This window comes from Flexivirga oryzae, assembly GCF_014190805.1.
Classification (GTDB): domain Bacteria; phylum Actinomycetota; class Actinomycetes; order Actinomycetales; family Dermatophilaceae; genus Flexivirga; species Flexivirga oryzae.
The window spans coordinates 1,267,874-1,286,110 of the sequence record NZ_JACHVQ010000001.1 but is presented as its reverse complement, the minus strand read 5'-3'; the positions used below and the strand labels follow the sequence as shown (position 1 = coordinate 1,286,110).

At 68.7% G+C, this 18,237-nt stretch carries 17 protein-coding genes and 1 other RNA gene; 4 read left to right on the top strand and 14 right to left on the bottom strand.

The genetic code is table 11. The annotated features are described in order from the left end of the window. Positions 1–36: 36 nt before the first annotated feature. From FHU39_RS05935 to FHU39_RS05920, 4 genes are read right to left on the bottom strand one after another with little or no spacing between them, the layout of a single operon-like run. Positions 37–2,394: a beta-glucosidase gene (locus FHU39_RS05935; RefSeq protein ID WP_183319498.1), complete on the bottom strand. Its 2,358-nt coding sequence runs from the start codon at positions 2,392–2,394 to the stop codon at positions 37–39. Positions 2,395–2,396: 2 nt separating this feature from the next. Continuing rightward, positions 2,397–3,233, bottom strand: a complete 837-nt coding sequence (locus tag FHU39_RS05930) for a carbohydrate ABC transporter permease (protein WP_183319497.1) — start codon at positions 3,231–3,233, stop codon at positions 2,397–2,399. Further along, positions 3,233–4,153, bottom strand: a complete 921-nt coding sequence (locus FHU39_RS05925; RefSeq protein ID WP_425484781.1) for a carbohydrate ABC transporter permease — start codon at positions 4,151–4,153, stop codon at positions 3,233–3,235. The genes FHU39_RS05930 and FHU39_RS05925 overlap by 1 nt, the downstream gene beginning before the upstream one ends. A gap of 56 nt (positions 4,154–4,209) precedes the next feature. Next, on the bottom strand, positions 4,210–5,514 hold the full coding sequence (locus tag FHU39_RS05920; RefSeq protein WP_183319496.1) for an extracellular solute-binding protein: 1,305 nt from the start codon (positions 5,512–5,514) through the stop codon (positions 4,210–4,212). 151 nt (positions 5,515–5,665) lie between these two features. On the opposite strand from FHU39_RS05920, the gene FHU39_RS05915 reads away from it, so the two are divergent. After that, positions 5,666–6,700, top strand: coding sequence for a LacI family DNA-binding transcriptional regulator (locus tag FHU39_RS05915; RefSeq protein WP_183319495.1), 1,035 nt, complete (start codon positions 5,666–5,668; stop codon positions 6,698–6,700). Here FHU39_RS05915 and FHU39_RS05910 read toward each other — a convergent pair. Next, on the bottom strand, positions 6,670–7,878 hold the full coding sequence (locus tag FHU39_RS05910) for an MFS transporter (protein ID WP_183319494.1): 1,209 nt from the start codon (positions 7,876–7,878) through the stop codon (positions 6,670–6,672). The genes FHU39_RS05915 and FHU39_RS05910 overlap by 31 nt on opposite strands. Positions 7,879–7,918: 40 nt before the next feature. Here FHU39_RS05910 and map point away from each other — a divergent pair, with 40 nt between their 5' ends. Both map and ppgK read left to right on the top strand, forming a co-directional pair. Further along, positions 7,919–8,782, top strand: a complete 864-nt coding sequence (map, locus tag FHU39_RS05905) for a type I methionyl aminopeptidase (protein ID WP_183319493.1) — start codon at positions 7,919–7,921, stop codon at positions 8,780–8,782. 43 nt (positions 8,783–8,825) lie between these two features. Next, positions 8,826–9,596, top strand: coding sequence for a polyphosphate--glucose phosphotransferase (gene ppgK, locus FHU39_RS05900; protein ID WP_183319492.1), 771 nt, complete (start codon positions 8,826–8,828; stop codon positions 9,594–9,596). 95 nt (positions 9,597–9,691) lie between these two features. Here the strand turns inward: ppgK and FHU39_RS05895 are convergent, their stop codons facing one another. The 3 genes from FHU39_RS05895 to FHU39_RS05885 are packed head-to-tail and all read right to left on the bottom strand — an operon-like array spanning position 9,692 to position 11,746. After that, positions 9,692–10,834, bottom strand: a complete 1,143-nt coding sequence (locus tag FHU39_RS05895) for a lipid II:glycine glycyltransferase FemX (protein ID WP_343065747.1) — start codon at positions 10,832–10,834, stop codon at positions 9,692–9,694. Between the two features lie 26 nt (positions 10,835–10,860). Further along, on the bottom strand, positions 10,861–11,037 hold the full coding sequence (locus tag FHU39_RS05890; RefSeq protein WP_183321052.1) for a hypothetical protein: 177 nt from the start codon (positions 11,035–11,037) through the stop codon (positions 10,861–10,863). 55 nt (positions 11,038–11,092) lie between these two features. Further along, positions 11,093–11,746: an MBL fold metallo-hydrolase gene (locus FHU39_RS05885; protein ID WP_183319491.1), complete on the bottom strand. Its 654-nt coding sequence runs from the start codon at positions 11,744–11,746 to the stop codon at positions 11,093–11,095. Between the two features lie 69 nt (positions 11,747–11,815). Between FHU39_RS05885 and FHU39_RS05880 the strand changes: the two genes are divergently transcribed. Next, positions 11,816–13,276, top strand: coding sequence for a GuaB1 family IMP dehydrogenase-related protein (locus tag FHU39_RS05880; protein WP_183319490.1), 1,461 nt, complete (start codon positions 11,816–11,818; stop codon positions 13,274–13,276). A gap of 45 nt (positions 13,277–13,321) precedes the next feature. Here FHU39_RS05880 and FHU39_RS05875 read toward each other — a convergent pair whose 3' ends face one another. From FHU39_RS05875 to rnpB, 6 genes are all read right to left on the bottom strand, one after another. Next, a complete protein-coding gene (locus tag FHU39_RS05875; protein ID WP_183319489.1) occupies positions 13,322–14,956 on the bottom strand; it encodes a thiamine pyrophosphate-binding protein in 1,635 nt (544 codons plus the stop codon). A 10-nt stretch (positions 14,957–14,966) separates the two neighbouring features. After that, positions 14,967–15,743: a cyclase family protein gene (locus FHU39_RS05870; protein ID WP_183319488.1), complete on the bottom strand. Its 777-nt coding sequence runs from the start codon at positions 15,741–15,743 to the stop codon at positions 14,967–14,969. Between the two features lie 85 nt (positions 15,744–15,828). Next, positions 15,829–16,971, bottom strand: a complete 1,143-nt coding sequence (locus FHU39_RS05865) for an HNH endonuclease family protein (RefSeq protein WP_425484761.1) — start codon at positions 16,969–16,971, stop codon at positions 15,829–15,831. 84 nt (positions 16,972–17,055) lie between these two features. After that, positions 17,056–17,193, bottom strand: coding sequence for an Ltp family lipoprotein (locus FHU39_RS05860; RefSeq protein WP_343065865.1), 138 nt, complete (start codon positions 17,191–17,193; stop codon positions 17,056–17,058). A 315-nt stretch (positions 17,194–17,508) separates the two neighbouring features. Next, positions 17,509–17,760, bottom strand: a complete 252-nt coding sequence (locus tag FHU39_RS05855; protein ID WP_183319486.1) for a hypothetical protein — start codon at positions 17,758–17,760, stop codon at positions 17,509–17,511. Between the two features lie 21 nt (positions 17,761–17,781). Then, positions 17,782–18,156: RNase P RNA component class A (gene rnpB, locus FHU39_RS05850), an RNA gene on the bottom strand. Positions 18,157–18,237 lie beyond the last annotated feature (81 nt).

The following is an 18,237-nucleotide window of genomic DNA, read 5'->3' as shown; positions in this document are numbered from 1 at the left end:
CTGGGTTGTGATCGAACAAGAGTTGCTGTGTCAAAGTTACTGCGCCGCAACGGATACCGGAGTGACGAGGACCCTTCCCTCGTCCACCATCCGGACCGCTCCCTCGATGCGGAACCGCGCGCTCAGCGACAAGTCTTCACTCGACGTCCCGACGGCGACGTCGAAGTCGCCCGGCTCCACGATGCGCCTGCCGTCCAGGCCGCTGAAGGATGTCCGGTCGGCGTGCACGTCGAAGCTCACCCGGGCCACTGCACCCGGCTCGAGGTCGAGCTTGGCGAAACCGCACAGCCACCGGGTCGGCCGGACCACCTGGGCCACCGGATCGGACAGGTACAGCTGCACCACCGTTGCTCCGGCCCGGTCGCCGGTGTTGCGCACGAGCACGCTCACCCGGACCGTGCCGTCCGGCGCGATCGAGTCGGCCGACAGCTGCAACCCGCTCACCTCGAACGTCGTGTAGCTGAGTCCGTGTCCGAAGGCGTATGCCGGCCGCGGGTCCAGGTTGGACACACCGTCGTCGCTCACGGCGAGCGGCGGCCCGAGGTAGGTGCCCGGCTGACCGCCGCGCAGCGCCGGCAGGCCGACCGGGAGTTTGCCGCTCGGGTTCACCCGCCCCGAGATGACGCCGGCGAGTGCCGGACCGGCCTCCTCCCCCGGCATGAACGCCTGCACGATCGCGGCCGTCCGGTCGACGAATTCGCCGACCGCGTACGGCCGTCCGGTGATCAGCACGAGCACGACCGGCACGTCGAGTTCACCGGCGACCGTGAGCACCTCGTCGACGAGGATCGCCTGCGCGCCGGGCAGCGCCAGGTCCACCACGTCGCATCCCTCGCCCGAGGTGCCGCGGCCGAAGAGGCCCGCGAGGTCACCGACGGTGAGTACCACGAGGTCGCTTCCCCGAACCACCTCCAGTGCCTCGGGGATGCCGCTCACATCGGGGTCGGTGAAGTCGACGCCGCGGGCATGGCGCAGCTCGGCGGAGGGCAACTCCGTGCCGAGCGCGTCGAGCAGCGGCTGCAGGTCGATGCCGGCGCCGTGCTCCTCGAAACGGGACAGCACGTGGTTCGGGAAGGTGTAACACCCGAGGTACGTCCGGGGCTGCGTCGCCGACGGTCCGATCACCCCGATCCGCTGCGGGCGATCGGCGATCGGCAGGACGTGGTTCTCGTTGCGCACCAGAACGATCGAGCGTTCGGCCATCCTCCGCGCATGCGCTCGATTGTCCGCACTGTCCAGCGTGGCCGGCACGTCACCGGTCGGTGCCGGCTCCGTGTCCGGGTCGAGCAGACCCAGCTGCACCTTCTGCCGCAGCACCCGGCGGGCCGCCCGGTCCAGCACGGCTTCGGCGACCCGCCCGGCCTCGACGGCATCGGCGAGCCCGAAGAACGCACTGGTCTCCGGCAACTCCACGTCCATCCCCGCGGCGAGCGACAGCTCGCCCGCCTGCTCCAGGGTGGCCGCGACCCGGTGCATGCCGTGCAGGAACGTCACCGCCCAGTAGTCGGAGACCACCGTGCCCTCGAATCCCCAGCGTTCGCGCAGGATCTCGGTCAGCAGCCGGTATGACGCAGCCGGCGGCTCCCCGTCCAGGTCGGCATACGAGTTCATCACCGACCCGACCTCGCCCAGCCGGACCGCCATCTCGAACGGCACCAGGACGACGTCCTCGAACTCCCGGCGACCGATCGACACGGGTGCATGGTTGCGACCGGCCCGCGAGCCGGCATACCCGGCGAAGTGCTTCAGGGTGGCGATGACGCCGCTGCTCTGCAGCCCGCGCACGTAGTCGACGCCGAGTGTGCCGGTGAGGTACGGGTCCTCGCCCATGGTCTCCTCGACCCGGCCCCAACGGTAGTCCCGGACCACGTCGAGCACCGGGGACAGACCCTGGTGAACCCCAACGGCCCTCATGTCGTTGCCGATCCGGCGAGCCATCTCGTGGACGAGTGCGGGTTCGAAGGACGCGCCCCAGGCGATCGCCGCCGGGTAGCACGTCGCGCCGAGGGTGGTGAATCCGGTCAGGCACTCCTCGTGTGCGATGGCGGGTATGCCGAGGCGCTGGCGATCGACGACGATCTGCTGCATCGTGCGCAACCGCTCGACACCGGTCGCAGGATCGACCGGCCCGGAGCCGAACACCCGCGTCAGGTGACCCAGCCCGTCGGCGGCGGTCGCCTCCAGGTCCCGGCGACCGTCCTCGAACGCGGACTGCATCGGCGCCACGTCGCCGTCCGACGAGTGCTCCTCGGTGCGAGGCCAGTACGACCCCAACTGGGCGGCCTTCTCGCCGATCGTCAGCGCACCGAGCAGGGCGTCCACCCGCTCGTCCACGCCGAGGGTGTTGTCGGTCCACGGTGCGGACGATGTCCGCACCTCTTCTTCTGCAGTCATCGCTACTTTCCGAAACCAGCGGTCAGGCCGGCGACCAGCTGCCGTCGCCCGACGATGTATGCCGCCAGGATCGGCAGGCAGGACAGGACGATCGCCGCCAGCACCGCGGGGATGTCCGAGTTGAACTCGCCCTGGTAGCTCCACAGCGACAGCGGCAGGGTGCGGACGTTCTCGCTCTGCGTCAGGATCAGCGGGAAGAGGAAGCCGTTCCAGCAGTTGAGCGCGTCGTAGATCGCAACCGTGGTGATCGCGGGCTTGGAGAGTGGCAGCACCAGGCTGAGGAAGATGCGCCAGTCACTGGCGCCGTCCGCATGCATCGAGTCGTACAGTTCGGCGGGTATGTCGCGCAGATAGTTGACCAGGATCAGCACCGTGATCGGGATGGCGAAGGCGATGCCCGGCAGCATCAACGCCGGCAACGTGTCGTAGAGGCCCAGCTGCACGATCAGGTAGTAGACCGGCACGATCGTCGCCTGGATCGGGATCGCGATGCCGAGCAGGAAGACCCGCTGCGACAGGCGTGCGATCGCCGACGACCGGCGGACGATGACATAGCTCGCCATCAGCGAGATGGCGACGACCACGACGACCGTGACGACCGCGACGAGCAGGCTGTTGAAGAAGTACCGCAGGAAGTCGTTCTGCAGCACGGTCCGGTAGGCACGCAGTGTCGGATTCGACGGAATCCCAAGGGGGTTGGAGCTGTAGTAGTCGGCCTGTGACTTCAGGCTGGTGACCACCACGTAGTAGATCGGCCCGATGGTGAGGATCAGCCAGACGAAGCCGAGGGCGCCGCCCAGCGCGTTCGGTCGTTGCCGGGCCGCGGCTGCGCGCGCCATCACATGCCCTCCATCTGGCTCTCCATGCGGTCCGAGCCGCTCAGCCGGTTGAGGACCAGCGAGAAACTGAGGCCGAGAACGATGAGGATCACCGCGATCACACTGGCGACACCCATGTCGTTGCTCTTGAAACCCTGCAGGTACATGTCCACCGGCAGGATCCGCGTCGCGTCGCCCGGGCCACCGTTGGTCATGACGTAGATCAGGTCGAAGGCGGTCAGCGTGCCCACGATCATCAGCGTCGTACTCGTCACGATCGTGTACTTCAGCTGCGGCAGGGTGATGCTGAAGAAGCAGCGCACCCGGCCGGCGCCGTCCAGTTGCGCCGCCTCGTAGAGGGACTGCGGGATCTGCCGGGCACCGGCCTGGTAGAGCAGCGAGTGGAACGGTATGAAGCACCACGACACGACCGCGATCACGACCCAGAAGGCCAGCGTCGGAGACCCCAGCCAGTCCTGCTGGAGTATGTCGAGGTGCAACGCGCTGGACAGCCCGAAGTTCGGGTCCAGCAGGTTCTTGAACGCGATGCCGATCGCGGTGGCGGAGAACAGCAGCGGCAGGAAGTAGAGCACCGCGAGCACGGCGCGGTAGCGCTGCCGACCGGCCATGAACACACCCAGCAGCAGACTGAGCGGGAACTGCACCACGAAGGTCGCCAGGCACATCAGGATCGTCAGCCAGAGCGCGTGATACATCGAGCTCTGCTGCAGCACCGACGTCCAGTTGTCCAGCCCGGAGAAGGTCGGACTGCCCAGCCCGTTCCAGTCGCAGAACGACAGGATGAACGTCCCGACGAGCGGCACCAGCCCGAAGAACGCGAAGAACGCCATGGCCGGTGCCATCATCCACAGGCTCGGCCCCTTGCGACTGGCCTTGCCGCTGCCGGTCGGCCGCGGCCGGTCGTCGGACTTGGCGAGCAGTGCATCCACTGCCGACGTCGGACGGTCCGCCGCGTCTGCAGCAGTCCCGTCCGAAGTCACTTGATGGTGCCGTTCATCGCCGTGACGAAGTCCTTGGCCGTTGCCTGGCCGAGGAAGAAGGCCGACAGCTTGGTCAGCACCGTCTGCGCCTGGGCGTCCGAAAGCGCCTGGTCCCAGGACAGCTGGAAGCTCTTGGCGTTCTTGGTCTGGTTGTAGGTGAAGAGCAGGAAATCCTTGTCCTTGCTCGCCTTGAGCTTGCTCTCGATGTTCTGCACCGCGGGGATCAGGCCCATGTCGATGAGTTCCTGACAGGCCTTGTCGTTGAGGTTGTACTGGTCGAGGAACTTGGCGGCCTCGTCCTGGTTCTCCTTGGACGCCTTCGCGGACACCGAGAAGTAGTTGGCCGGGTTGCCGTAGACGTTGCTCGGGTCACCCTTGCCGCCCTCGACCGACGGGAACGCGAACCAGCCGAGGTTGCCCTCGTCGACCCACTTCTTGGCGTCGGTGGTGAACGTCGTGTAGACCCAGTTGCCCTGCAGCAACATGGCCGCCTTGTCCGTGTAGACCAGGGCCGCGTCGGCGTTGTTGTCGGCGACCACCGAACCGAACTTGTCGCCGAAGCCGCCCGCGTCGATGAGCTGCTTCAGTTTGGCGAACGCCTGCGTGAACGCCGGGTCGGACCAGGCGCCCTTCTCCTGCTTGAAGGCCTTGTTGAACGGCTCCGGGCCGCCGACCCGGTCGACCAGGAACTCGATCCACATCAACTCCGGCCACTGGCTCTGGCCGGCGAGGGCGATCGGCAGGATGCCCTTGGCCTTGAACGTCTTCACGGCCGCCAGCAGGTCGTCGAAGGTCTTCGGGACCGAGACACCGGCCTGCTTGAAGAGCTTCTTGTTGTAGTAGATCAGCTCCGGCTGCGAGTTGTTGATCGGGACGGCATACACCTTCCCGTCGACCTTGCCGACGTCGAGCACCGACGGGATGGCCCGCTTGGTGAGGTTCGGGATCTCGTCGGTGAGGTCGACGACCTCCTTGCTCGCGACGTAGTCCTTCAGTGTGCCGCCGGCCCACGAATAGATCAGGGTCGGCCCGTTGCCGGAGCCGACCGAGGTGCGGATCTTCTGCTTGTAGGAGTCGTTGGCGAAGTACTGCACGGTGAACTTGTGATCCGGGTTCGCCTTGTTCCACGCGGCGAAGCTGTCCCGGAAGACCTGCTCCGGGCCACCGGTCAGCGCCCACGCCGACAGACCCGACGATCCCCCGCCGCCCTTCTTGCCCCCACCGCTGCCGCAGGCGGTCAGGGCGAACAGTGGTGCGGAAGCCAACGCACCCACCAGCACTTGACGACGAGACACGGACATGGACCGCTCCTTCGCGAGTGTGCGAAACTTTCGGAAAGTTTTCGGTTCGGTTAATCTAGGTCCGGCTCGGCCACTCGGTCAAGCAATTCGACGAGATCGGGACACTCGTGTGACCCCGGCCGGGCGGGGAAGAACAGGAGGGGCGGGTCCCATGAGCGCAACGTTGCGAGAGGTCGCCGAGGACGCCGGCGTGTCGATGTCGACGGCCTCCAAGGTGCTGAACGGGCGCCCCGATGTGAGCCCCAGGACCCAGGAGCGGGTGCTCCGCTCGGCCGCCGATCTGGGCTACCACGCACGGCATCGGGCCCGTCGCCGGACCAACTCGGTGCTGATCCTGTTCGACGACCTGATCAGCCCCTATTCGCTCTCGGTGCTGAGTGGCGCCACCGAGGCCGCCATGCGCCTGCGGCAGTCGCTGATCGTGGAGCGGATGCTGTCCGACGAGCAGCCGCGTGGTCTCACCAAGCAGTGGTTCGACGCCGTCGCCGCGCGTGGCATCAACGCGCTGGTCGCGGTGACGACACCACTGTCCGACCGTGAGCTCGGCTGGTGCGCCGACGCCGGAATCGCGCTCGTCATCGTCGACCCGATCGGCACGACGACGCGGTCGACGGTCTCCATCTCGGCCACCAACTGGGCCGGGGGTCGCGCCGCCACCCAGCACCTGCTCGACCTCGGACACCGCAGGATCGGGTTCCTCAACGGGCCGCCGGAGTCCCAGCCCGCCCGCGAACGCCTGCACGGGTACACCAGCGCGCTCACCGACGCCGGCATCGAGTTCGATCCGGAGCTGGTCGCGGGTGACGTGTATGCCGTCGAGCCCAGCGTCGGCAGCGCCCACACGTTGCTCGCGCTACCCGACCCGCCGACGGCGGTGTTCGCCTCGAGCGATGCGAGCGCACTGGGCACCCTGCGCGCTGCGATGGAGCGTGGCCTCGTCGTACCCGACGACCTGTCGGTGGTCGGCTTCGACGACACGCTCATGGCGCGGTGGGCACCGATCCCGTTGACGACCGTGCACCAGCCGCTCGTCGAGATGGGCAAGGTCGCGGTCGAGCGGGCGCTCACGCTCGCCGACGACGCCGACGCGTTCTCCCATCCGTTCCAGCTCGAGACCCACCTGATCGTGCGCGAGACCACCGCCCCGCCGAGGACTCACTCCGACGAGGGCACGACAGCCGGCTGACTTCGGCGCAGCAGCCGAAAAGCCAGCGCTGCCAGCACGATCGCTCCCGCCCCGGACAGCACCGGGACGGCATACGCGGTGTGTGCGTCCCAGCGTTCCACGACCGATCCGCTCACCGCCGAACCCGCTGCGACACCGACGATCAGGCCGGTGAAGACCACACCCATCGACTCGTTGACCTGCCCGGGCCGCACGAGGACCTGGGCCAGCTTCATGGTCGTGATCAGGGTGGGCGCGGTCGCCGCCCCGGCGATCAGCAGCACCACGGCCAGCGCCGTCAGGTTGTCGACGAACAGCACCGGCACTTCGAGCACGCACATCGCGATCGTCCCGAGGAGCAGGGCGCGCGACATCCGGCCGCTGGTCTCGCGCGCACCGAAAACTACTGCGGCAGTGCCCGATCCGAGTGCGAACAGCGCCAGGATGATGCCCGCCAGATCGGCGTGGCCGTGCTCCGCGGCGAACGCCAGCGTCACCACGTCGTTCGCACCGAGCAGGCCGCCGGTCAGGACCATGATCAGCGCCACGACGATCACCGCGGCGTTCCCGACCACGCTGGAGGCCGCCTCACCACCCTTGGGCTGCACGGGTGGCTCACTGGACCGCGCACTGACGAAGAGCACCGTGCCCAGGGCGTTCAGCACGGAGGCGGCGATGAAGCCCGCCTCGGGCGTGACGGTCGTCGCCAGCATCACCGCCACCGCCGGCCCGACGACGAACGCGAACTCGTCGAGCACCTGCTCCAGGGACATGGCGGTGTGCAGCCGCTCGGGTTGCCCATCCAGCAGATGGATCCAGCGGGCCCGGCTCATCGCATCGGGCGCGGGCACGATGGCCGACATCGCATAGGCCAGGAACAGCGTCCAGGCGGGTGCGCCCGCGATGGACGAGATCACCAGTGCGGCGTTCCAGCACACGTCCCAGAGCACCAGCGGCAGGGTCACCCGGCGTTGCCCGAAACGGTCCACCAGCCGGCCGATCACGGCCGCCGTGGCCGCGAGCACGACCAGACCCGTCGCCGACACGGCGCCCGCCAGCGAGTAGGAGCCGCGGCGCTCGGCGACCATGGCGACGATGGCGACCCCGAACATCGCACCGCCCAGCCGGGCGACGAGCGAACCCGACAGGAAACGGGCGGCTTCCGGGGTTGCGAGGACGGAACGGTACGGGGCCAGCACGAGACCCGAGGCTATCCCGCACTCTCCTAGACTGCGCGACATGTCCGAGAGCAGCTCCCAGATCCGCCCGGGCCGCGTCGGCCCCCTCCGTAGCGTGCCGTCGACCATCGAACGGCCGGAGTACGTCGGGCGGCCGGCGCCGGCACAGTTCACCGGCTCCGAGGTGCGCGACCCGGAGCTGATCGACCGCATCCGTGTCGCGTCCCGCATCGCGGCGCAGGCGCTTCAGGTGACCGGCGCGGCGGTGCGCCCCGGCATCACCACCGACGAGCTCGACCGCATCGGCCACGAGTTCATGCTCGACCAGGGTGCGTACCCGTCGACGCTCGGTTATCGCGGGTTCCCGAAATCCCTGTGCACCAGCGTCAACGAGATCATCTGCCACGGCATACCCGACGATCGGCCGCTGGCCGACGGCGACATCGTCAAGATCGACATCACGGCGTACAAGGACGGAGCACACGGCGACAACTGCGCGACGTTCCTCGTCGGGGACGTCGACGAGGAGTCCCGGCTGCTGGTCGAACGCACCGAGGAGGCGATGCTGCGCGGCATCCGGGCCGCGAAACCGGGTCGCGAGGTCAACGTCATCGGGCGGGTCATCGAGATGTACGCCAAGCGCTTCGGGTATGGCGTGGTCCGCGACTACACCGGACACGGAGTGGGACCGGTCTTCCACTCCGGGCTGGTGATCCCCCACTACGACGCGGCTCCTGCACACAACGACGTCATCGAGCCGGGTATGACGTTCACCGTCGAGCCGATGCTCAACCTGGGCACACCGGACTGGACGCTCTGGGACGACGGATGGACCGTCGCGACGCGTGATCTGCGCCGGTCCGCACAGTTCGAACACACCATCCTGATCACCGGTGGCGAGCCGGAGATCCTCACGGTGGCTTAGAGTTCTGGGGCACGAAGTCGACCGCGAAGGAGCCAGTAACGTCATGAGCACCACCTATCCGCTCGGCATCGATGTGGGGGGCACGGGCATCAAGGGAGCGCCGGTCGACCTCGACAAGGGTGCTTTCGCCAAGGACCGGGTGCGCATCGACACCCCGAAGGAGTCCACTCCTGACGCGGTCGCCGAGGTCATCGAGCAGATCGCCGACAAGTTCGCCGAGGACACCGACGGACAGCCGATCGGCATCACGCTGCCCTGTGTCGTCACCCACGGCATCGTGAGAACCGCTGCGAACATTGACACCTCGTGGATCGGCACCAACGTCGAGGAACTACTCAGCAAGCGCCTCGGCCGTCCGGTGACCGTGGTGAACGACGCGGATGCGGCCGGCGTCGGCGAGCTGCACTTCGGCGCGGCACGCAACACCGACGGCACGGTCCTGGTCTCCACCCTCGGCACCGGGATCGGGTCCGCGCTGCTGATCGACGGGGAGTTGTTGCCCAACTCCGAGCTGGGTCACCTGGAGATCGACGGTCACGACGCCGAGAGCAAGGCCGCGGAGAGCGCGCACGTCGAGGAGGACCTGTCCTGGGAGGACTGGGCCAAGCGACTGCAGCGCTACTACAGCCACATCGAGGACCTGCTCTGGCCCGACCTCATCGTCGTCGGCGGCGGCGTCTCGAAGAAGGCGGACAAGTTCCTGCCGCTGCTGCACCTGAGGGCGCCGATCGTCGCCGCCCAGCTGCGCAACGCGGCGGGCATCGTCGGGGTCGCCTGGCTGGCCGACCGTGCCGCGAAGGCACCGGCCCGCTGACCGACAGGCCCAGCAACGCTCCACAGGCTCAGTAATCCGGCCCTGATCACGGCCGGATTACTGAGCCTGTCGGTCGTTGCTGAGCCGCTCGGTGATCAGGAGTTGGTGCCGACCCGCTTGGGGAGGCGGGCGCGCACGTCGGCCAGTGCCGCCTTGGGGTCGCGCAGCGTCGCCCTGGCGGCCGGCAGCCCGCGCTTGAGGGTGTGCCGCACCTTCGGCAACGCGGTCGCGAACACCGGGTAGAGCGGCGACAGCGGCTTGTCCCAGGTGCCGATGAGCAGGTCCTCGTGCTTGCTGAACTGCCGCTTGAAGTCCGAGATGCCGTCATTGAGCAACCCGTTGAAGTCGTAACGTGAAACACCTTGTGCCTTCACGTGTTTCATCGCGTGGAACTTCAAACCGTAGTTGAGGCGCAACTTCATCCCGCGCGGCGACACTCCGCCATACAGCTCGAAGGCGGTGGTGTCGGAGACCACGAGCCAGACGAAGGCGACGACCTCGTCGCCCTCCCAGGCCGCGATCAGCTGGGACCGCTCACCCATCAGGTCGCGGATGGCGCGGTGGTAGCCGTCGTCGTGCACGGCGAATCCGGCGCGCAGCCCGGTCTCCTTGTTGATCGCCAGCACCTGCTCCAGGTCTGCGTCGGTGGTGACCTCACCGAAGCGGACGTTCTCGGCACGGAACGACTTGCGCACGTTCTGCCGGGTCGAGGAGCTGAATGCCTTCAGGATGGCGTCCTCGTCCGGCGTCACGTCGACGATCAGGGTCCGCGGGATCAGGCCGGTGTTGGCGCTGCGCCGGAAACCGGCCGCTGCCACGTCGGCGAGCCAGCCGGTCGGCGCGGTCTGCTGCAGCTGCCGGACCTCCTCGTCCGTCACGCCCTTGGCGAGTGGCGAGTGCGGGTCGGCCCAGTCCGGCTCGATCGACAACGCGACCGACGTGCCGTGGCCGACGTGATCGGCCAGCGCAGCGAGCACGGCGGCCCGGTCGGACTCCTGCGCGACAGGGCCGCGGGGCACGTAGGCCAACGACCTGAACGGCGGGGGCAACCGGCGATGGAGCACCTGTGCGGCACCGACGGTGCGGCCGTCGCCCTGGACCAGCAGGCGTTCGGCGGTCCAGGCGTAACGGGATTTCAGCTCGCCCCAGCCCCACAGTTGCAGCGGATGGCCGCCGGCACCGAGCACGGTGCGATCCCATTCCGCACGGTCTGAACAGGTGGTCACTCGCAGCTTCACGGCCACCACGCTACCGGCGGGCCGGATCAGCGAACGCGGGCGGCCTTGCGCACCTTGCCGGGCACTTTGCCCGCCACGTCGTACTCGCGGCGGCTGAGCCGTTCGGCGTAGCCGGCCTTGCGCAGGCGCTCGAGGGTCACCGGACACTTCTTGCAGCGAGGCTTGTCCTCGCAGCACTTCTTCTTCGCGGTGATCATCGGCACACGGGAACTATAGGTGAGGCTTACCTATATTGCCAAGACTAAGGTTTGCCTCAGCTCACATGCTGGTCGCTCCAGCGCCGCGCAGGTCCCGCACCGGTACGCCGCCATCGCGACCGAAATCCCCGATATGGCGCAGATAGATCCCCCTGCCGGCCTCGGTGACCAGGGCGTCGTGGATCGGCACCACCACGGACGGCGCGAGCCGGCGCACGAACTCCACCGACTCCTTGACCGCACACCACGGCGCGTTGACCTGGGTCGCCAGGATGTCGACGTCGCCGGGCACGTGCGCGTCGAGGGCATCACCAGGGTGGAACAGGGACGCCTCACCCGGTGCGGTGAGGTAGAGCCCGACATTGGCGATGCCCGGGACGTAGTCGGTGATGACCGCGTGCCGGGCGCCCGCAGGGGTGATCTCGAGGTCGCCCAGCGCGAACGTCTGACCCGCGACCGTTGCCGTCGCCGGGATCTCCTTGTGCCGCAGGATCTCCACGCTCTCGGGATCGGCATGGATCGCGGCGCCGGGGTTGCGCTGCAGCAGGGCCGGCAACCGCTCGAGGTCGAGGTGGTCGAAGTGCTGGTGCGTCACCAGGATCGCGTCCAGGTCGGTGACGTCGTCGAAGGTGGAGAAGGTGCCCGGGTCGATCAGCACGCGCTGCCCGGCGATCTCGACGAGCAGGCAGGAATGTCCGAGGTGAGTCAGCTGCATGGACCCACGGTATGACGCATGCCGACCGCCGGAGGCGGAAGTGGCACATTCCCCGTACCATAGCCGAACGTGAAGTTCCTCGGCGACCGCCCGGCATACGACCTGACCTACAGCGACGTCTTCATGGCGCCCTCCCGTTCCTCGGTGAGCAGCCGCCTCGACGTCGATCTGACGACACCGGACGGGGTGGGCACGACAGTCCCGCTGGTGGTCGCCAACATGACCGCCATCTCCGGGCGGCGGATGGCCGAGACGGTGGCCCGGCGAGGCGCGATCGCCATACTCCCCCAGGACATTCCGGAGCACGCGATGCGCGAGACGGTTGCCGCGGTGAAGGCGAGTCACGCCGTCTACGAGACACCGGTGACCGTCCGCGCGCAGGAGCCGGTCAGCAATGTCCTCGCCCTCATCGGCAAGCGGGCGCATCGCACGGCGGTCGTCGTCGACGACGCCGACGCACCGATCGGCCTGGTCACCGAGCGCCAGTCGCGGCAGGTGGACCGCTTCGCCACCATCGGCGAGGTGATGACGCGCGACCTGTTCACGGTCAAGGACGGCGACGATCTGAGCTCGGTCTTCGATGCTTTGACCGAACACCACTTCGAGCTGGCGCCGGTCGTCGGCTCCGGCGGCGAACTGGCCGGTGTCCTGACCCGCCAGGGCATCCTGCGCTCGGCGATCTACCAGCCGGCGCTGGACGCGGCCGGGCGGCTGCGGATCGGGGTGGCCATCGGCATCAACGGTGACGTGCGGGCCAAGGCTGTCGCGGCACTGGCCGCGGGCGCCGACGTGCTCGTCGTGGACACCGCACACGGGCACCAGGACAAGATGATCGACGCACTGGGTGTCGTGCAGGCGGTGCGTGACGAGGCCGCCACCGGGTCCGGCGTGCGCATCCCGATCGCGGCCGGCAACGTCGTCACCGCCGCCGGTGCTCGTGACCTCGCCGGTGCAGGCGCGGACATCATCAAGGTCGGTGTCGGCCCGGGTGCGATGTGCACGACCCGGATGATGACCGGCGTCGGTCGCCCGCAGTTCTCCGCCGTCCTCGAATGCGCAGCTGCCGCAACCGAATCCGGTGCTGTCGTGTGGGCGGACGGCGGCGTGAAGTATCCGCGGGACGTCGCGCTCGCACTGGCTGCCGGTGCCGCGTCGGTGATGATCGGCTCCTGGTTCGCTGGCACCTGGGAGAGTCCGGGCGACCTGAACCAGGCACCCGACGGCCGGCTCTACAAGGAGTCGTTCGGTATGGCGAGCGCGCGTGCGGTGAGTGGCCGCACGCAGGCCCGCAGCGCGTTCGAGCGCGCCCGGTCCGCGCTGTTCGAGGAGGGCATCTCGTCGTCCCGGATGTTCCTGGACGAGAACCGCCCGGGCGTTGAGGACCTGATCGACTCGATCGTCGCCGGGGTGCGTTCCAGCTTCACCTATGCCGGTGCGCGCAACATCGCCGAGTTCCGCGAGCGCGCCCTGGTCGGTGTGCAGAGCGCCAGCGGGTATGACGAGGGGCGCCCCCGCGACACCTCCTGGTGACACGCGGGTCGTGTCCGCCGCCGCGATCCGGCGCGCCGTCGGCCCTCAGTGCCCGAAGGCCTCGGCCAGCCACCAGGACGGATGATCGGAGACGACCTTCGCGTCGATGAGCAGCGGCCGGGACCGGTCGCGCAGCCAGTCCGCGACCGGCCGCAGATCCTCACGGGACCGGACCGTCAGCGCGTCGAAGCCGTAGCCCCTGCCGATCGCGGCGAAGTCGGTGTCCGGGAAGGTGACCGTGTCGAGTGGGGCGCCGGACTCGCCGAAGTGGTGAACCTCCGCGCCATACGCCTGATCGTTGAAGATGACCACCATCATCGGGATGCCTAGTCGCACAACGGTTTCCAGCTCCGCGGCGGACATCAGCGCACCGCCGTCGCCGAGCGCGGCGATCGGCAGCCGGTCGGGCCTGGCCAGTGCCGCTCCGATCGCGGTGGCGAGGCCGAGACCCACGCACTGGTAGGCCTGGGTGAAGCAGAAACCGAATTCGTCGGGCACGCGCAGGAACATGCTCGGGTAGCCCATGAAGTTGCCCGAGTCGACGCCGACGATGCGCTCGGTGGGCAGCATTTCGTCCAGCGTCAGGCACAGCGTGCGGGGATCGATGCGCCCGTTGCCGCCGGCGTCCTCGTACCGCACGTCGCGCCAGGCGACCCGGCCCGCGATCTCGTCCCGCACCTGCGGCGTCCGATAGCCGGTGCGGGTCTCCCCCAGCCGCGCCAGGGTGGCCTCGGCGACCCGGGCCGCGTCGCCGAGCACACCGAACGAGACGTCGCGGTGGACTCCGACCGCGTCGTGGTCGAGGTCCACCTGGACGACAGTGGCGTCGTCGGCGATGAGGCGTCCGTGCCGCATGGTCCACATGTTCAGCGCGCAACCCCACCCGACGATCAGGTCCGCGCCGTGGATCAGCTCTGCGGCAACAGGGGATGAGAATCCGCCGGAAACGTCCAGGTTCCAAGGGTTTCCGTGGAAGAGTCCTTTCGCCACCGCGGAGGTGGCGAGCAGCGCGCCGGACCGCTCGGCCAGTGCCTCCAGTGCCGATCGCGCGGCGCGCCCGCCGCGTCCGGCGACGAAGACCGGGCGCTGCGCACGATCCAGTGCGTCCACCAGCCGGGAGATGTCGTGTGGCTCGATCGCCGCAGTCTCGGCGTGGCCGCCCCACTCCGAGTGCCCGCCCGTGGCCTCGGGCTGCGGTGCATCCGCACCCTGGACCTCCAGCGGCAGGTTGAGCAGCACGACCCGGCGCTCGGCCCGGGCCAGGTGCGCGGCCTGTTGTGCCGTCGACCGCGCCGTCGCCGGATCGTCGACCCGCAACGGGACGGCGCCGATCGCGCGCGCCAACGCGGGCTGGTCGACGTAGAAGTTGGACACCGGGTTGGTGGCCTCGGCGGCGAGCACCACCAACGGGGTACGGCTCTTGGCCGCCTCGGTCACCCCGGTGAGTGCGTTGGTCAGCCCGCAGCCCTGGTGCACGGTGACAGCCGGGACGCGACCGCTCATCCGCGAGTACGCGTCGGCCATCGTGGCGGCCCCCGCCTCGTGGCGCGCGGCGACATACTGCGCGCCGGCGGCGATCATCGCGTTCGTGACCTCGAAGTTGCCCGATCCGACCACCCCGAAGACGTGGTCGATGCCCTCGGCGACGAGTTCGTGGCCGACCGCTTCGGCGACATTCATTGTCGGGCGGTCAGTTTCGCTCGACCAGGGCGAGGACGCGTGCCGGGCTGCCGGTGCCGCCGAGGATCGGCAACGGCGCGACGACGATCACCGCGCCGGTGGTCGGCAGCTGGGCGAGGTTCTGCAGCGAGGTGAGCCCGTACTTGTCGTGCCCGAGCAGGTGGTAGTGCGCGGCGAACGGGGGATCCAGCTCGGCGCCGCGACCGGCATCGATGCCGACGGTCTCCACGCCGTACCCGGAGATGGGTCGCTGGGTCGCCAGCCACTCGGCCGCCTGCGCCGTGATGCCGGGGGTGTGCGAGCCGGTGTCGTCGGCGTTGAGGAACGCCTCCTTGTCGTCGGCGAACCGGTCCCATCCGGTGCGCAGCAGCAACCAGCCGTTCTCCGGGAGCGTGCCGTGCTCGCTCTCCCAGCGCTCGATGTCGGGTATGTCGACCAGGAAGTCCGGATCCTGCTCGACCTGCGCCGTCACGTCGAGCACGACCGCCGGCCCGATCAGCCGCGCCGGCGAGATGGTCGACACGTCGTGGCCGTCCTTGCCGCTGACCCAGTGCACCGGTGCGTCCAGGTGCGTGCCGATGTGCTCGCCGGTGTGGATGTTGTGGTGCTTCCAGAAGGGACCCGGCTCGTCATACGCACTGACCTGCTCGAGACTGAAGTCGATCAGGTTCGCGAACGGGTCCGGCAGCCGCAGTGTCGGGGTGTCGGCGGACAGGGTGTTGGTGAGGTCGACGACCTCGATCGACCGGTCGGCGAGGGCGGATGCGAGCTGCTCCAGGAGTGGCATGGTGGACCTTTCGGGCGCGATGTCCGACCATCACACCACCACCGCACGGTCACGGCCACCCGGGGCCGGACCAGGACCGGTGCGCCTACACGGGCTCCCAGCGCCAGCCGTTGTTGTCCCTGCAGACCATCCGCTCCCCGTCGGCGGAGACGCCTGCGGTGCCGCGGTACCGCTTGGCACAGAACTCCCGCAGCTTGTAGCAGTGCCCGCCGTTCGAGAGCGGGGTGCAGCCGGCGGAGAGCGGAGCGGTCTGCGCCGGTGCCGCAGGCAGGGGCGCGCGCGTCGTACTCGCAGCCGGTGACGGCGTCATGGCCCGGGTTGTCGCGGGCGTGATCGACGGAGTCGTCGCAGCCGCCGCGGTACCACCGCAGGTGCGCAGGACGCGGGCGATCGCGTCGTGCTCGGCCGGGGTGACCCACAGGTGGTACTTCGTTTTCACTTCCACCTGCCGAGTGACGTACGTGCACCGGTAGGCCTTGTTCGGCGGCAGCCAGGTCGCGGCGTCGCCGGCGCCCTTCGACTCGTTCGTCGGACCGTCGACCGCCTGCAGGTTGAGGGGGTCGTTGGCGAAGTTCTGCCGCTGGGCGGCCGACAGTTGCTGGGCGCCGGTCTGCCACGCGTCGGAGAGTGCGACGACGTGATCGATCTGCACGGCATCGCTGCTGCCGATGCCGCGGTGGAACACGATGGTCTTCCCGGTGTACGGATCGTGCAACGTGCCCGTCAGCACGGCGCAGTCGCGCGTGCCCGGTTTGAACGTGATCGCCGTCAGGTCGCGCGCAAGGATGTCGTTGCGGGTGTCGCAGCCGTTGTGCCCGCCGGCCACGGTCACGTCGTCGGTCCAGGCCGGCCCGAACTGCCCACGGGTGTACGCGGTTTTCGGCGCCCGGCCCTTCACCCGCAGCGCCGCGAGCTCGGCGAGCGCAGCCGACGGCTTCCTGGTGTGCGTCGACTTCGCGATCTGCGACTTCGCGGCGGCGGGATCGACGGTCGGGGTGGTGTTCGACGAGCGGGCGGAGGCACCGGCCGGCACCGCGGTGGATGTCCTGCTGGGGCCTGAGGACGGTGCCGCACCGGCTGCGGTGACACCAACGGTCCCCGACCGCCCGTTGCCGGCGTCACCCCGCAGCGCATCGCTCACCGCGCTCGCGACACCGAGAACCACGAACACCGCGACGAAGGCACCGACCACGCGCGGCCACAGTCGCTTCTTGGGGGTAGGCGGCACAGGAGGCCAGCTCTGGTAGCGGTTCGCCATATCGTCCTTGCTGTCGAGTGCCGGTGGTCGGAGCGCTCACGGGCTCACCGCCGGCTAGCACGCTCCCGCATGCTGCGCACCGTAGGTGGCCTGCCCGAGCGTGAACTTGTCGGCGTACGCCGAGTCGAGCTGGTCGATCAGGCCCTGGCACGAGAACCCCTGGAAGCTCAGGTGGCTCTGCACCGACGACACCGCGTACTTCACTATGATCGGCCCCTTCCCCGAGCTGATGACAGCAGGGTGCGCCCAGCGGTCACGTCACGTCCGCTGATCGGCGAAACTCGGGCGGATCATGCGGTCCGGTCGAGATCTTGCAAGATGCCGGACCCGACATGCCCGTACCGGAGTCCCCCCAGTGGCGACCTACGCGCGGACCCTGGCCCCCCGACGTACCGGACTCCCCCCAGTGGCGAGCTATGCACGCAAATCCGGCCCCCCGACGTACCGGAGTCCCCCCAGTGGCGACCTACGCCCGGAATCCGGCCCCGGGCGTCTCCCGAAAGCCGCTCAGTCCTCGTCCTCGTCCTCGTCGTCGTCCTCGACGACCTCGAAGTCGACGTACTGGGCGGCCTGGTCGAAGGCCCACTTCTGCAGCAGCGAGGGATCGAACTCCTCGTCCTCGTGGATCGCAACCGACGAATACGCGTCCGCGAGAGCGCTCAGCTCGGCCGCATTCGCGTCCGGCGCGAGTTCGGGGATCCGGCGCAGAATCGCTTCCGCGGCATCCGTCTGGAGTTGCCTGCTCGATGACTCGGTCATGACGTGTTCCTCCTGGCTAAAGGGATGAGCCGGCCTGTAAGCCGGATTTTGTATGGCGCCGCCGCAAGCGGCGGACACGTGGCGACCATCCATCTAGGACCACCGTTACCGGCGGCCTCCAGCGATCTACCCGTGTGCTCGGACGGGCAGCCCTCGAACGCACACTGTCTGATCTTGCTCCAGGTGGGGTTTACCGAGCCACACCAGTCGCCTGGCGTGCTGGTGGTCTCTTACACCGCCGTTTCACCCTTACCGCCGGCCGGAGCCGACGGCGGTCTGTTTTCTGTGGCACTGTCCCGCGGGTCACCCCGGGTGGCCGTTAGCCACCACCTTGCCCTTCGGAGTCCGGACTTTCCTCGACCCGATTGCTCGTGCCGCGGCCGCCCGGCCGACTCATCCGCGGGACAGCCTAACGGTCGCGCCGGGTGTGGGCGTCGCGAGAGTGCACATGTGGTCGTTCCGACCGCGTCATACCGA